Source organism: Roseobacter sp. AzwK-3b, from assembly GCF_000170875.1.
In the GTDB taxonomy this organism is placed as follows: Bacteria; Pseudomonadota; Alphaproteobacteria; order Rhodobacterales; family Rhodobacteraceae; genus Roseovarius; species Roseovarius litoreus.
In genome coordinates, this window is sequence record NZ_ABCR01000005.1 from 66,120 (window position 1) to 79,946 (window position 13,827).

At 64.6% G+C, this 13,827-nt stretch carries 13 protein-coding genes; 4 read left to right on the forward strand and 9 right to left on the reverse strand.

Annotation, left to right across the window (positions count from 1 at the left end):
- Positions 1-21 precede the first annotated feature (21 nt).
- Positions 22-582, forward strand: coding sequence for a fasciclin domain-containing protein (locus RAZWK3B_RS10265; RefSeq protein ID WP_007814819.1), 561 nt, complete (start codon positions 22-24; stop codon positions 580-582).
- An 86-nt stretch (positions 583-668) separates the two neighbouring features.
- Positions 669-1,145 carry a peptide-methionine (R)-S-oxide reductase MsrB gene (gene msrB, locus RAZWK3B_RS10270; protein WP_007814820.1) on the forward strand — a complete coding sequence of 159 codons (477 nt, stop codon included), beginning with the start codon at positions 669-671 and terminating at the stop codon, positions 1,143-1,145.
- A 106-nt stretch (positions 1,146-1,251) separates the two neighbouring features.
- On the opposite strand, the gene RAZWK3B_RS10275 is transcribed toward msrB, so the two are convergent.
- The 3 genes from RAZWK3B_RS10275 to RAZWK3B_RS10285 all read right to left on the reverse strand — a co-directional run bounded on the left by RAZWK3B_RS10275 (position 1,252) and on the right by RAZWK3B_RS10285 (position 3,670).
- Entirely contained in the window at positions 1,252-1,875 is a 624-nt protein-coding gene (locus tag RAZWK3B_RS10275; RefSeq protein WP_007814821.1) for a J domain-containing protein, read from the reverse strand.
- A 228-nt stretch (positions 1,876-2,103) separates the two neighbouring features.
- Positions 2,104-2,505, reverse strand: a complete 402-nt coding sequence (locus RAZWK3B_RS21445; RefSeq protein WP_007814823.1) for a DUF4177 domain-containing protein — start codon at positions 2,503-2,505, stop codon at positions 2,104-2,106.
- A gap of 121 nt (positions 2,506-2,626) precedes the next feature.
- Complete coding sequence (locus RAZWK3B_RS10285; protein ID WP_007814825.1) at positions 2,627-3,670, reverse strand: YeeE/YedE family protein; 1,044 nt, start codon at positions 3,668-3,670, stop codon at positions 2,627-2,629.
- A gap of 355 nt (positions 3,671-4,025) precedes the next feature.
- Here RAZWK3B_RS10285 and RAZWK3B_RS10290 point away from each other — a divergent pair, with 355 nt between their 5' ends.
- On the forward strand, positions 4,026-5,300 hold the full coding sequence (locus RAZWK3B_RS10290; RefSeq protein ID WP_007814827.1) for an aminotransferase class V-fold PLP-dependent enzyme: 1,275 nt from the start codon (positions 4,026-4,028) through the stop codon (positions 5,298-5,300).
- Here the strand turns inward: RAZWK3B_RS10290 and RAZWK3B_RS10295 are convergent.
- Genes RAZWK3B_RS10295 through RAZWK3B_RS10305 form a run of 3 tightly spaced genes read right to left on the reverse strand, consistent with a single transcriptional unit; the run spans position 5,297 to position 8,947 of the window.
- Positions 5,297-6,175: an ABC transporter permease gene (locus RAZWK3B_RS10295; RefSeq protein WP_007814829.1), complete on the reverse strand. Its 879-nt coding sequence runs from the start codon at positions 6,173-6,175 to the stop codon at positions 5,297-5,299. The genes RAZWK3B_RS10290 and RAZWK3B_RS10295 overlap by 4 nt on opposite strands.
- A 28-nt stretch (positions 6,176-6,203) precedes the next feature.
- Positions 6,204-7,220, reverse strand: coding sequence for an ABC transporter permease (locus RAZWK3B_RS10300; protein ID WP_007814831.1), 1,017 nt, complete (start codon positions 7,218-7,220; stop codon positions 6,204-6,206).
- Positions 7,217-8,947, reverse strand: coding sequence for a peptide ABC transporter substrate-binding protein (locus RAZWK3B_RS10305; protein ID WP_007814833.1), 1,731 nt, complete (start codon positions 8,945-8,947; stop codon positions 7,217-7,219). The genes RAZWK3B_RS10300 and RAZWK3B_RS10305 overlap by 4 nt, the downstream gene beginning before the upstream one ends.
- A gap of 275 nt (positions 8,948-9,222) precedes the next feature.
- On the opposite strand from RAZWK3B_RS10305, the gene RAZWK3B_RS10310 reads away from it, so the two are divergent.
- Positions 9,223-10,386 carry a M20 aminoacylase family protein gene (locus RAZWK3B_RS10310; RefSeq protein ID WP_007814834.1) on the forward strand — a complete coding sequence of 388 codons (1,164 nt, stop codon included), beginning with the start codon at positions 9,223-9,225 and terminating at the stop codon, positions 10,384-10,386.
- Between the two features lie 18 nt (positions 10,387-10,404).
- Here RAZWK3B_RS10310 and RAZWK3B_RS10315 read toward each other — a convergent pair whose 3' ends face one another.
- The 3 genes from RAZWK3B_RS10315 to moaA are packed head-to-tail and all read right to left on the reverse strand — an operon-like array spanning position 10,405 to position 13,783.
- A complete protein-coding gene (locus tag RAZWK3B_RS10315) occupies positions 10,405-11,451 on the reverse strand; it encodes a glycosyltransferase family 4 protein (protein WP_007814836.1) in 1,047 nt (348 codons plus the stop codon).
- Positions 11,452-11,487: 36 nt separating this feature from the next.
- The gene (locus tag RAZWK3B_RS10320; RefSeq protein WP_007814838.1) at positions 11,488-12,768 is read right to left on the reverse strand and encodes a 3-deoxy-D-manno-octulosonic acid transferase; all 1,281 of its coding nucleotides are present in this window, start codon (positions 12,766-12,768) and stop codon (positions 11,488-11,490) included.
- Between the two features lie 7 nt (positions 12,769-12,775).
- Positions 12,776-13,783, reverse strand: coding sequence for a GTP 3',8-cyclase MoaA (gene moaA, locus RAZWK3B_RS10325; protein WP_007814840.1), 1,008 nt, complete (start codon positions 13,781-13,783; stop codon positions 12,776-12,778).
- Between the last annotated feature and the right edge of the window lie 44 nt (positions 13,784-13,827).

Here is a 13,827-nt window from a genome sequence, read left to right on the forward strand (position 1 = left end):
TACAAATCAGGAGAATTTCTCATGTTCAGATCAACTTTTTTCGCAGCAACAGCCGCCGCCGCACTTGGCCTCGGCGCATCCGTGGCCAGTGCCGACAACCCGATGGTGGGCGGCGCGCCGATGTTCGCCAACAAGACGATCGTCGAAAATGCCGTGAACTCCAAGGACCATGAAACCCTTGTGGCCGCGGTGCAGGCGGCAGGCCTTGTCGATGTGTTGAACTCCGATGGTCCGTTCACCGTCTTCGCGCCGACCGATGCAGCCTTCGGAATGCTCAAGGAGGGCACGGTCGAGGCGCTGCTTCAGCCCGAGGCCAAGGCGCAACTGGCCAACATTCTCAAATGCCACGTGGTCGGCGCCGAGGCGATGTCGATGGCGATCAAGGGCATGATCGACGATGACGGTGGCGTGCATCCCGTTCCCACGCTCGGGACCTGCACACTTCAGGCCACCTACAAGGGTGACAGCATCATGCTCGAGGATGAACGCGGCCGCGTCATCAACGTGACCATCGCCGATGTGCAGCAGTCCAACGGCGTGATCCATGTGGTCGACAGGGTCATCCTGCCCCCGCAGTCCTGAGATCACAGCATCGTGCGGGGCCGTGCATTGCGCATCGGCCCCGTGCAGCTCATTTTTGCCAGGCATAGAGCCAAAGGAGAGCCGCCATGAACCGACGCAGAGCGATCGCAACGATCATGACCGCAAGTGCGGTCCTGTCGATCTCCGGCAGGGGCGGGGCCGCGCCGGGCGCGTTCGACGTGACCCGCACCGATGCCGAATGGAAAGCCATGCTCAGCGATCTGGAATACAAGGTGATGCGCAAGGAAGGCACCGAACGCGCCTTCACATCGCCCCTGCATGACCTCAAGACCGCCGGGACCTATCACTGCCGGGGGTGCGATCTGGAACTTTATTCAAGCCAGCACAAGTTCGATAGCGGCACCGGCTGGCCCAGCTTCTGGCAAGCGGTCGACGATCAGGCCATCGGCACCAAACGTGACTGGAAACTCGTCATTCCGCGCACAGAATGCCATTGCGCGCGCTGCGGCAGCCATCTGGGGCATATCTTCGATGACGGCCCTCAGCCAACCGGCAAGCGCCACTGCATCAACGGCGTCAGCCTGGTGTTCAAACCGGCCTGATCCCAAGGATACCTGCTCCGCTCGTGGTGATGGCGCTTCACAGCGCCATGACACGCGATTTTGAAATCGCGTCGGCAAGGCCATGTGAATGGCCTTGCGTCCCGCTTCACTTGAAATTGCGGCTCTGCTTGATCTGGTCCCAGGCCCAGACCACCTGCTGCAGCTGTTCTTCCTGGCTGCGGTCCCCGCCGTTGATGTCGGGATGCAGCACCTTGATCAGCGCCTTGTAGGATTTCCGGATTTCCGTCTTGGTCCAGTCGTCCTTGGCCTCGAGGATCTCGATCGCGCGCCGTTCCGTCGGCGGCAGCTTGCGTCCCCCCACCTTGGCACGGCCCGGATTCTGCGTCGCATTGCCGCCCAGCACCTGATGGGGGTCTTCGATCCCCAGACGGGCCCACGCGCGCTGCTCGGGATCGACAAAAGCCTTGGTCTCGCGCTCCCAGACCTTGTCCTTGGACATTTGCGCATTCATCTCGGCCTCGGTGGTGCCGTGGAAGAAGTTCCACTCCTGATTGTATTCGCGCACATGATCCTTGCAGAACCAGAAATACTCATCCAGCACATCCGGAGCCTTGGGGGCGCGATATTTGCCCGGCTCCTGACAGCCGTCTTTCTCGCAAATGCGCGTCGAGGTTTCGGACGCGCCCGACATGCCTCGGCGTCCGCGAGGATTTTTCTTCTTCGCCGACGAAACCGACAGGTCGAAACCGAAGGGATCTGTCTTGGACATGGCTCTACCTTTGCGACTCGGAGGGTGGAGTTTATTGCAAACACGTGGAAATTGAAGGGGCGACGGACAAAAAAGTTTGCTCGTCGGCCAGCATTATCTTTTATGCGCCATCAGCGTCAGGCCGCGTGCGATACCGGCAATCCACGCGCGGCGTATGGCGGATGACTCCCTGATTGCGATGCGGGGCGAAAGCCCCTGGGCATCATCCCTGCGGCCCGATGGCCTGATCTAGCTTTGTGGCCTGTCGCCGTTGGTGGTGTCCTGCGCCGCGTCGCTCATGTCGTCCTGCGCGGATCCGGGCCGGGGCACGTCCTCGCCCGCTGTCTTGTCTTGTGTCATGTCTGGTCGCGTGCGCTGCGTTTCAACCCCCGCACGGGTATCGGGCGCCGTGGTCACCTCGACCGCAAGGGCCCGTCGAAACACCAGCACGCTGCGATAGACGGTATGGGTCGATGTCAGCCCCTGGCGTTCTTCAGAGGGAAGGATGTCCGAGCGCTGATAGTCCCACCCCTCGGCGGCGAGCGCATTCATCACCTCTTCGAGAGCAAGGGCGAAACGCGGCCCGGGGCCTTTGACACCGGCGGCTTTCTTGCCGCGCGCTGGCGCAGGTATCACCTTGTATTCGTACATCACCACCCCCCGGAAACATCTGTCGGCCCGCATCCTATCGGCTGGGTCCGCAAGCACAAGGGCCCCGGCGCGGATCGCGACCGGGGCCCTGAACTCTGAGGCGAAGTGCGTTCTGTGTGCCTCACTCGGCCGGTTGAATTCCCGAGCGCAGGCTTTGTGCCGGACGCAGGACACGGTCCATGAGAACACCACCCGCCACGATCGCGCCAATCGCAAGCAGCGCTGCAATGGACAGGGTGGGGATGCCGGAAAGGCCCGCGCCGACCGTGCAGCCTCCTGCCAGAACGCCGCCCACGCCCATCAGCACGGCACCGGCCAGATAGCGGCCTGTCTGCGCGGGGCTTTCAAAGCTCTGCCAGCGAAAACCGCCAAAGACCAAGGCCGCAATCAAAGCGCCGATCAGCACACCACCCACAAGGCCCACGCCGAAATTCGCCGGGATCGCGCTCGAGGCGACCGTGAAAAAGATGGCATCCGCCGCAGGGGCCGTGAAGGACAGCGATTCCATGGCGATGGGGTCGAACTCATCCTGCAGCACGAAGCCCGTGCCGACCCAGCCAAGCGGCACCAGCGCGCCGATCAGCGCCGCCAGAACCAGCGTTCCCGCCCTGTTGCCCGAACGCAGCCCATAGATCAGCGCCGCCAGCGCGATCAGCCCCGCCCAGATCAGCGCATTGCCGGGCAATGCAGCCGTCTCGAGGCTCAAGGTGATCGACCCGAGCGTCGTGCGCAACGGGGCTAAAACACCTTTCAGCGTGGCATGGGCCGTCAGCGCGAAGACCACCAGCACAACCAGCGCCCGCAGATTGCCCGACCCCGTCAGAACAGTCATCCGCGACACGCAGCCGCGCGTCAGGATCATGCCAGCACCGAACAACAGACCGCCCACGAGGATCGCAACGACCGGCAGCTCCGCCGCCATGAAACGATGCGCGTCGAACCCGATCCAGCCCTGCGCCACGGCAGCCTGCGTGCCAAGTACCGCCACCGCCAGCGCGGTCAGCCAGACGCCCGCCGCTTGCCGGCGATCCTCACCCACCAGCGCGCGGCGCAGGCAAAAGCGTGTCACTTGCGCCAGGGCCCCGAACACGATGCCCAGACCAAGTGCGAACCAGACCGCCGCTTGCGGCGCGGTCAAGGTCTCGAAGCCCAGAATTTCGAACATGGCGGTTCTCCCGGAGTTGGAATTTCGTTCCAAATGACGTGTTACACTCGCTTATTCAAGCATATTAATATGTATGATCGCATCCGGATGCGGGACGATTTCCCATATTCTGCACCTGCAAAGAATGCCTGTTCCAATAGGGGCGCATGTAACGCCGCTGCGTTCGGCACAACGGCTCTCACCGGCAATAGCGGTTCTTTTCTTGTGATACGCGGCCAGAACGCGCCGCGGCATGGGCGATGGCCCTCATCCAGCCCTTGGCCCTTGAATTCCGGCCCTGTGTGGCAGATGGTCCCTCTCGCCATTCGCGGCATGACGCTCCGTTCCACCTCGCGCAGAAGGAAGATTTTCCCGCATGATCGCCGAAACCCCCTGCCTGATGGATGCCGTCCGCTCCCGTTTTGCTCATGTCGAGACCTGCCCCTTTGAAGGCCCCCGCATCTTCTTCGAGAATGCGGGCGGCGCGCTGCGGCTCAAATCCGTGATCGAAAGCTCTGCCGCCTATGCGGGCTATCCAGACAATCAGGGCCGTGACAACCCGGCATCTCAGGCCTTGATGGAGACCATCGCGCGCGGCAAGGCCGATATGGCGCTGTTTCTCAACGCGTCCGGTGGCCAGTGTTTTGTCGGTGAAAGCGGCACCGAGGTGTTGTTCCGACTGGTCCGCACTGCCGCTTTCGGCGCATCGGCGGGCGGGCAGATGATCGGCTCGACGCTGGAACATCCGGCCTCCGCCAGCGCCATGGCGCGGTGGGCCGAAGCCACGGGCCGCCCGCATATCCGTGTGGCCCATGACAACGCGACCGGCACCGTCACCGCCAAGGCCTATCGCGCCGCCGTGACGCCCGACACGCGGGTGGCCACCATCGTGCACACCTCGCCGGTCACCGGCATGTCGGTCGATGTGGCGGCCGTCGCCGCCGCGATCCGCGAGAGTGCGCCCGAGTGTTTCATCATCGTCGACGGCATTCAGCATGCCAGCCACGGCGCTGTGGATGTCGCCGCGATCGGCGCGGATGGCTATGCCCTCTCGCCCTACAAGATGTTTTCGCGCCATGGCTATGGGGTGGGCTGGGCCTCGGACCGGCTGACCGCCTGCCCGAAAGAACAGATCGTCAACGGTCCCGCCGCCAACTGGGAAATGGGCACCCGCGACACCGGCGCCTATGCCACGTTCTCGGATGTGGTGGAGTATCTCGAGTGGTTGGGCGCGCGCGTCAGCGACAGCACCGACAGGCGTGCCCGGCTCGAGGCGGCGGGTCAGGCGATCCGCGCCCATGAGGAACATCTGATGCGCGCCATGCTGCAGGGCGTCGGCAATCTTCCGGGATTGGCGGATATGCCGGGTGTGCAGCTGATCGGCGGTGCCGCGATCGAGGGCCGCGAAGGCGTCGTCTCGCTTCGGCTTGCGGGCATGGCCTCTGCCGACCTGGTTCAGCATCTGCGCGACAACGGCATTCGCGTGCATATCCGCAAGAACGACCATTATTGCGGCAATATCCTCGACCCTCTGGGGTTCGAGGACTGCATCCGCGTCTCGGTCTGCCATTACAACACCGAAGACGAGGTGCGCCGCTTCCTGTCGGCCATGACGCAGGCGGTGGCCAAGGCGCAGCAGGGCGTGGATTAACGCGGCGGCGCGCGGCGCGGGTCCAGCGCATCGCCAAGCGCATCGGCCATCCAGGTGACGCTCAGCACGGTCAACGAAATCGCCATCCCGGGCCAGATCACCCGCCCGGGATGATCCAAGAGACCCGGCGCCGCATCACTGACCAATCGGCCCCATGTGGGGAAATCCGGTGGAAATCCCAGCCCCAGAAAGCTCAGGGCAGATTCCGTCAGGATCGCGCTGGCGATGCCCAAGCTCGCCGAAACAAGGATCGGCGCGGCCACATTGGGCAGGATATGATGCAGGATCAGCCCCATATCCGACACGCCCATGGCGCGGGCCGCGCGGATGAAATCGCGCTCTTTAAGCGCCAGAACCTCGGCGCGCACGATCCGTGCCGTGGTCATCCAGCTGGTGATCCCGACCGCCCCGACGATCAGCACGAACAGCCCTGCTTGCGGGCCAAGCCCCTCTGACAGCGCATCGCGGAACAGCATCATCACCACCAGAAGCAGCGGCAGCAGCGGCAGCGACAAGAAAAGGTCCGTCAGCCGCATCAACGGCCCGTCCAGCCTTCGCGACAGGCCCGCCATCACCCCGATGAGCGTGCCCAGTCCAAGCGCCACCATCATCGCCGCGACCCCCACCGCGATCGAGATGCGCCCGCCTGTCAGAACCCGCGCCATCATGTCCCGTCCCAGCTGATCGGTCCCCAGAGGATGCGCCAGGCTGGCTGGCGCATTGCGGTTGCCAAGATCGACCGCCGCCGGATCAACCCCCCAGAGCACCGCGCCGGGAAAGACCGCCATGCAGATCGCGGCAAAGACCAGCCCGCCCGCGACAGCGCCCCGATGCGCCCCGATCCGCCGCCGTAGCAGGCGCGGCGCGACCGCCATTTGTGGGGCAGGGCGCGGGGAAACAGGCTCAGTCATGCGCGCCAATCCTGGGGTCCAGCAGACGGCAGGTCACATCGGCGGCCAGATTGGCCAGCACGATCAGCACCGCCATCAGGAAGGTGACCGTGCGCACCAACGGCAGGTCATTGGCCTCGATCGACGAAATCAGCAGATGCCCCAACCCGTTCACCAGAAATATCTGTTCGGTCACCACCGCGCCGCCAAAGACTTGCGGCAGCCCAAGGGCGATCACCGTGACAACCGGGATCATCGATTGCCGCAGCACATGCCGCGCCAGCACCGCCGCTTCGCTCAGCCCCTTGGACCGGGCGGTGCGCACGTGATCCATCTCCAGGTTCTCCAGCACCGCAGCCCTTGTGTAACGCGCGATCAATGCCGTGGTCTGCACCGCCAGCACCGCGACCGGCAGGATCATCTGCCGCGCCTGCACCCACAGATCGGACCAGCCCCGCACCTCATGGGTCGTGTCATAGATCGAGGGCAGCCAGCCAAGCCAGACCGAGAACGCCGCGATCAGCACCACCCCAGACAGGAACGGCGGCACCGAATAGGCCAACATGGTCACGGCGGTGCCCGCCCGGTCGAACACCGAATGCCGCCACCAGGCCTGACAGATGCCAAGCGGCAGCGCGATGGCCACGCCCACCGCATAGGCCAGCCCGACCACCCACAGCGTCTGCGGCAGATGCGAGGCGACGATCTGCATCACCGGCGCGCGCGCCTGCCAACTCAGGATACGCGGCTGCCCCTCGCTCAGCTGCGTGCCCAGAACGGCATCCAGCCCCGCCAGCGGCTCGATCACGCAAAGCTGCCACAGCCACAGCCCGAAGCGCATATGCGCGGGCTCATCAAGCCCAAGCGCGCGGCGCATCTCGTCCTTGACCTCGTCGGGCACGGTCATCGGCACCTGCGCCATCGGATCGCCCGGCGCCAGCTCCATCAGCGCAAAGATCGCCAGCGCGAAGATCAGCAGCGTCGCGCCCGCGCGCCCGGCACTTCGGATCAGGCCGCTTGCTTGCGTCATTCGGCCTGCCTGCGCCACTGCGCGATGTTCCAGAACTCACTGTCCCAAGGGTTCATCTCGACGCCCGCAAGCCCTTTCGCCCGCCCCGAGACGCGCCCTCGCGCCACCAGCGGCACAAGAACGTGATCCTGCACCAGCCTGTCATTAAGCGCGCGCACCAGCCGCGCGCGCTCATCAGGCGCGCCCGTGCGCGCCAATTCCTCGGTCAGCCGGTCGTACTCCGCATCGCAAAACCGTGGCACGTTGCTGCCCTGCCAGCCCGTGTCGGGGCCGGGAATTCGGTCGCAGCGCCAGTTGCGCAAAAACGTCTCTGGATCGGTGCCATCGAACATCGAGGCGAACATCTGCACATCGGCGTGGAATTTCTGGAACGTGTCGGGGCTTGCCGGGTCGCTGCCGAAAAACACCGACGCATTGATGTTGCGTAGCTCCGCGCCCACGCCGATCTGCGCCCACCAATGCTTGATTATGGCCTGGAAATCCTGCCTCACCGCGTTGGTGGATGTCTGAAAGCTCAGGCTGAGGTCCCGCCCGTCCTTGTCGTGGATGCCGTCGCCATCGCTGTCGCGCCAGCCCGCCTGATCCAGAAGGGCGCGCGGGGTCTCGATGTCCTGCATGTGGCAGGCCTCATTGGCGGTCGAGGCGACATGCGCCGGCGCCACCACGATGTTGCAGGTCGCCCGCCCGGCGGCGCCATAGCCGATCTCGACAAGTGCTGCACGGTCCAGCGCCAGCGACAGCGCCCGGCGCACCAGCGGATCGCTCAGCATCGGGTGGGGATGCGCCGGTGTCGCGCGCGCGGCGCCATGCCTGGGGTCGGGATCGGTGAGGTTGAGCGCGATATACTCGACCAGCGGTCCGAAGGCGGTCTCGATCTCGCCCCGGCCGCCCTGCGCCATCCGCTCCAGCAGCTCGGGCGCAAGTTGCAGGTTGGTGGCATAATCCACCTCGGCGGTCTGGAACACCGCGCGGGCCGCCCCTGGGGCATCGCCGCCGCCCTTCAGCACTACCTCGGCAAAGCCCGGCAGGGCAGGGTCGCGATACTGTGGATTGGCGGCAAAGCGGATCACGTCATTTGGGCGAAATTCGGCCACCGTGAAAGGGCCGGTGCCGATCGGCGCGAAATTCTGGGCCGTGCAGGTGGCGCTCTGCGCACCCATGCAGCGCGCGAATTGCGCACCTTGCAGGATCGGTGTCTGCGCGCCGACAAAGGCGGCATAGGGATTGGGCTGTGGCGCGTTGAAGCGGATCGTGATCGTGCGCGCATCGGGCGTTTCGATCCCGGCGATCCCGTCGAACTTGGCCGCCTGTGCGCAGCCCGCCCCCTCGGCGGTGCAATAGGCCCAGGTGAAGCGCACATCCTCGGATGTCACCGCGCTGCCATCGGACCACAGCAGCCCCTCTCGCAGGCGCCAGGTGATCGCCATCATGTCCGCGCTGCGTCCGCCATTTTCAAGCGTTGGGATCTCGTCCGCCAGCCAGGCGACCAACTGCCCCTCGGGGGTGAAGCGTGCCAGCGGCTCCAGCACAAGGCTGGCCGCCTCGACATCCTTGGCACCCGCCGAAAGATAGGGATTGAGCGTCGATGGCGCCTGCCATGACAGGATCGTCAGACGCTCGCCCGCCCGTTCCCCGGACTGTTCTTCGGCTAGCTCTTCGGCCTGTGCCGCGCAGGCAAGCAGCGTCACCCATGCGGCAAGGGCCGCGCCCGCGCACCTCGTCACCATACTGGACCCCTTCACTCGTCAACCCGATACGCAGCCTGACACCGCTCGCGCGATGCCGCCGATCCTTGTCTATTTACGTCACTCTGTCCCGCTGGCAAATGCAAGGCTGACCAGTGGTCGGGATATCGGCCCGATCCTCGCATGCTGTTTGACGCATCCGGTCTGCCGCTGTAGCGTTCGGCTTGCGATGCGTTCCTAGACCGTCGGCCCCGCTCAGAGGCCGTGGAACGAGGATTACGCCGCGCCCTCATCGCCCGGAAACAAAGGATGCACCCATGCCCGTTAAGAACCGGTTCGCCGAACTCCATGACGACATCACCGCCTGGCGACGTGATATCCACGCGAACCCGGAACTCCTCTTTGATACGCATCGCACGGCGGCACTGGTGGCCGAGAAGCTGCGCGCCTTCGGCTGCGACGACGTGGTTAGCGGGCTGGGGCGCACCGGCGTCGTGGGCGTCATCAAGGGCAATCAGACCGGATCGGGCCGGGTGATCGCGCTGCGCGCGGACATGGACGCGCTGCCCATCCACGAGGTGACAGGGGCGGACTATGCCAGCAAGACCCCCGGCAAGATGCATGCCTGCGGCCATGACGGGCATACAGCGATGCTTCTGGGGGCCGCGCAATACCTTGCCGAGACACGCAATTTCGATGGCACCTGCGTCGTGATCTTCCAGCCCGCCGAAGAAGGCGGCGGCGGCGGCCGCGAGATGTGCGCCGACGGGCTGATGGACCGCTTCGGCATTCAGGAAGTCTACGGCATGCACAACTGGCCCGGCGTGCCCGAGGGGATGTTCGCGATCCGCCCGGGTCCGTTCTTCGCGGCCACCGACAAGTTCGAGATCGTGATCGAAGGGCAGGGCGGGCATGCCGCCAAACCCCATGACACGATCGATCCCACCGTGGTCGCCAGCCATCTGGTGCTGGCTTTGCAAAGCATCGTCAGCCGCAATGTCGATCCGACCGAACAGGCGGTCGTGTCGGTCACCGCCTTCAAGACCAGCTCGGACGCCTTCAACGTGATCCCCAGCCGGGTGGAGATGATGGGCACCGTCCGCACCCTCAGCGCCAAGGTCCGCGATCAGGTCGAGGCACGGATGCAAGCACTCTGCGAGACGATCCCCGCAGGCTTCGGCGCGACCGGGCGGCTTGACTATGAACGCAACTACCCGGTGATGGTCAATCACGAGGAACAGACCGAATTCGCGGCCTCCGTCGCGCGCACCATCACCGGCCAATGCGAGGACGCGCCGCTTGTTATGGGCGGCGAGGATTTCGCCTTCATGCTCGAAGAACGCCCCGGCGCCTATATCCTGATGGGCAATGGCGACACCGCCATGGTCCACAGCCCGGACTATGACTTCAACGATGCGGTGATTCCCACCGGATGCAGCTGGTGGGCCGGGATCGTCGAGCAGCGCATGCCTTTGGGCTAAGGCCGCAGTACCGCGCGCTCACGCCTCGTCCAGCAGCTCGCGATAGATCCGGCACAAGGCCTCGGCCTCCTGCTCGATCCGGCAATGGGCGGCACTATGGGCGCGGGCCTTGGCGGACCAGTCGGCGCGCAGGGCCGCGTCATCCAGCAAGCGCGCCGTGGCCTCGGTCATCGCGTCCAGATCCTCGATCTCCACCAGCGTTCCCGTCTGCCCGTCCTGCACCAGCTCCTCGAAGGCGCCCGCGCGCGTCGCCACCACCGGCACAGCACACGCCATCGCCTCCAGCGGGGTCAGCCCGAACCCTTCCCACCGTTGCGGCGCCACATAAAGATCCAGCGCCTTGAACCAGCGCGACACATCCCAATGCGGATCTTCGGGCAGGAACAGCACCCGTTCCTGCAGCCCCGCCGCCGCCACCTTGTCGACAAGCCCCTTGTGAAAGTCGCGGAACTGATCGGTCACACCGCCCATCATCACCGCCACCACATCGGGGCGCTCAGGCAGCAGGCGCAGCATCATATCGATGAACAGATCATTGCCCTTCTGTGGCCGGATCCGCCCGAAACAGCCCACCAGCACCTTGCCCTCGGGCAGGCCCAGATCGCGGCGCAGCGCCCTCCTGTCGGGGTGCGGCGCGAAGCGTTCGGCATCTATGCCGTGATGGATCACCTTTGCGGGCACCTCCAGAAACGCCGCCGAGCGCGCCGAGGTCGCCACCACCCGATCCATCTGCCGGATCATCCACTTGGTCAGCGCCTTGTGATCGCGCTGTGCCGCCGAGGTGAACATCAGCTTGAGATCCTTGCCCAACAGCCGCCTGAGCGCGATCCCCGCCAGCATCTCGTTGTTGCGCCTCGCGTGCCAGACGCGCCTCCTCCGGCTCATGGTCACAAGGCTCGATACCGGGATCTGCGGGATATCCTCGGGGATCTTCGGCCCGCTGCTGGCAATCCGCATCTCGCGCGCCTGAATCGGCACCAGCCGGAACACCGTGGACGTGACCCCCGACATCCGCGCCTTGAAATTCGGGGCGATCACGTCGATGGAATCGGCAGAATGGGGCATGGGGCAGGCCTCGGGCTGATGTCTCAGGCCCGGCTCTTACACTGGATCGACCAGCGCCGAAAGGTCCAGCGCCAGCGCATCCAGCGCATCCTCCTGACCCTTGGAAAAGCTGCTGATCGCTTGCCGCGCCTGCGCCAGCGCGGCGCCGTCTCGCAAGAACCGGTCCACCGCAGCCGCAAGCGCCTCGGCCCCCTCTACTTGCGTGCTGGCACCCGCCTCGTGCAATTCGCCATAGGTGTCGGCGAAATTGGCATGCAGCGGGCCATGCACCAGCGCCGATCCCGCCTGCGCCGGCTCATAGGGGTTGTGCCCGCCCACCGGCACAAAAGACCCGCACAGGCAGGTGATCGGGCAAAGCGCATACCAAAGCCCGGTCTCTCCAAGCGTATCGGCCAGATAAACCTGTGTCCCGTCCTCCGGCATCTCTCCCGCCGAACGCTGCGTGATGCGCCGCCCGTTTGCCCTTGCCAGCCCGGCAATCGCCTCGGCCCTCTCGGGATGGCGCGGCACAAGCACCAACAACAGGTCCGGATGATCCTCGAGCAGCGCCCGATGCGCCTCGAGCATGATCTCGTCCTCTCCCGGATGGGTCGAGCTTGCCAACCACAAAGGGCGCCCGGCGATGGCCTCCTGCATCGCTTGCAGCTTTGCCTCATCCACCGGCAACGGACCGGACAGCGACTTGAGGTTACGCCCCGCCTTTGCATGCGCCATTCCCAAGTGCCGCAAATTGGCCTCGGTTCTGCGGTCCTGACAATGGATCAGCGAAAACACCCCCAAGAGATGCCGCGCAGTTGCCGCGAACCTCTGCCAGCCGCGCACCGAGCGATCCGACAGGCGCGCATTTATCAACGCTATCGGCACGCCCCCGGCATGCGTCAGGCACAGCATTTGCGGCCAGAACTCGCTTTCCACGAACACCGCCAGATCAGGGTTCCAATGCGCCAGGAACCGCTGCACCGCGGCGCGGCTGTCCAGCGGCGCGAATTGATGCACACAGCGATCCGGCAGCCTGTCGCTCAGGATCTTGCCCGATGTCGCCGTGCCCGAGGTGATGAGAAAATTCCACTCATCATGCGTCTGACCCATATGCTCGATCAGGCGCAGCACCGACAGGCTTTCGCCGACGCTTGCAGCGTGAAACCAGATCAGCCGCCCGTCGGGTCTGCTTTTCGTTGGATGGCCCAGCCGTTCCCGGATGCGCACCGGATCGGTGCCATGTTCGCGCAGCTTTGCCCGGACGCGGCCATAGGCAACAGGGGCCAGCAGGTTCGCCGCGACCGCATAAAGACGCAAGGGAAACGGCCGGCGGCCCATGGCTGCATCAGCCGCCGGTGTGGCTCATGTGGCGTGACACCCGCCCGTCGACCGTCTGGCGGGAATAGTCGAAATCATGTCCCTTCGGTTTGCGCAGGATCGCCGCGCGAATGGCCTCTTCCAGCATCTCGTCACTGCCGGGATTGTTGCGCAAAGGGGCGCGCAAATCGGCCATGTCCTCTTGGCCAAGGCACATATACAACTCCCCGGTGCAGGTCAGACGCACCCGGTTGCAGCTTTCGCAGAAATTATGCGTGAGCGGCGTGATGAAGCCGATCTTCTGGCCCGTCTCCTCCAGCCGCACATAGCGTGCCGGCCCGCCGGTGCGCTCGGTCAATTCGGTCAGACTGTAGCGTGTCGCCAACTCGGCGCGCAGATCGCTCAGCTTCCAGTATTGGCCCAGTCGGTCCTCGTTGCCGATATCGCCCATCGGCATGACCTCGATAAAGGTCAGGTCCATGTCGCGGCTCTTGCACCACTCCACCAGCGTGAACAGCTCGCTCTCGTTGAAATCCTTCAGCGCAACAGTGTTGATCTTCACCCGAAGCCCGGCGCGCTGTGCCGCGTCTATGCCGTTGATGACCTGGGACAGACGGCCCCACCGGGTGATCTCGGCGAATTTCTTGTCATCCAGCGTATCGAGCGAGACATTGACCCGCCGCACACCCGCCGCAAAAAGATCATCGGCGAAGCGCTCCAGCTGACTGCCATTGGTGGTCAGCGTCAATTCTTTCAGATCGCCCGACTCAAGATGCCGGGTCATCCCATTGAAAAACGTCATGATCCCCTTGCGCACCAGCGGCTCGCCGCCGGTGATCCGCAGCTTTTCCACGCCCATCCGCACGAAGGTCGAACACATTCGGTCCAGCTCCTCCAGCGTCAGAAGTTCTTTCTTGGGCAGGAATGTCATGTTTTCCGACATGCAATAGACACAGCGGAAATCGCAGCGGTCGGTCACCGAAACGCGCAGGTAAGAGATCGCGCGCTGGAAAGGATCTATCAGTGGTGCGGTCATGGCCGAAAACCTATGTGTTCGCGTGGCGATGGGCAACCCCGGAG

Coding starts and splice junctions, on each gene's coding strand:
- RAZWK3B_RS10295 (WP_007814829.1), bottom strand. CDS start 6,175: ATGGCGGTCGCGCCGCGCCTGCTACGGCGGCGGATCGGGGCGCATCGG.
- RAZWK3B_RS10310 (WP_007814834.1), top strand. CDS start 9,223: ATGCCCGTTAAGAACCGGTTCGCCGAACTCCATGACGACATCACCGCC.
- RAZWK3B_RS10305 (WP_007814833.1), bottom strand. CDS start 8,947: ATGGTGACGAGGTGCGCGGGCGCGGCCCTTGCCGCATGGGTGACGCTG.
- RAZWK3B_RS10300 (WP_007814831.1), bottom strand. CDS start 7,220: ATGACGCAAGCAAGCGGCCTGATCCGAAGTGCCGGGCGCGCGGGCGCG.
- msrB (WP_007814820.1), top strand. CDS start 669: ATGAACCGACGCAGAGCGATCGCAACGATCATGACCGCAAGTGCGGTC.
- RAZWK3B_RS10265 (WP_007814819.1), top strand. CDS start 22: ATGTTCAGATCAACTTTTTTCGCAGCAACAGCCGCCGCCGCACTTGGC.
- RAZWK3B_RS10315 (WP_007814836.1), bottom strand. CDS start 11,451: ATGCCCCATTCTGCCGATTCCATCGACGTGATCGCCCCGAATTTCAAG.
- RAZWK3B_RS10285 (WP_007814825.1), bottom strand. CDS start 3,670: ATGTTCGAAATTCTGGGCTTCGAGACCTTGACCGCGCCGCAAGCGGCG.
- RAZWK3B_RS10290 (WP_007814827.1), top strand. CDS start 4,026: ATGATCGCCGAAACCCCCTGCCTGATGGATGCCGTCCGCTCCCGTTTT.
- RAZWK3B_RS21445 (WP_007814823.1), bottom strand. CDS start 2,505: ATGTACGAATACAAGGTGATACCTGCGCCAGCGCGCGGCAAGAAAGCC.
- RAZWK3B_RS10275 (WP_007814821.1), bottom strand. CDS start 1,875: ATGTCCAAGACAGATCCCTTCGGTTTCGACCTGTCGGTTTCGTCGGCG.
- RAZWK3B_RS10320 (WP_007814838.1), bottom strand. CDS start 12,768: ATGGGCCGCCGGCCGTTTCCCTTGCGTCTTTATGCGGTCGCGGCGAAC.
- moaA (WP_007814840.1), bottom strand. CDS start 13,783: ATGACCGCACCACTGATAGATCCTTTCCAGCGCGCGATCTCTTACCTG.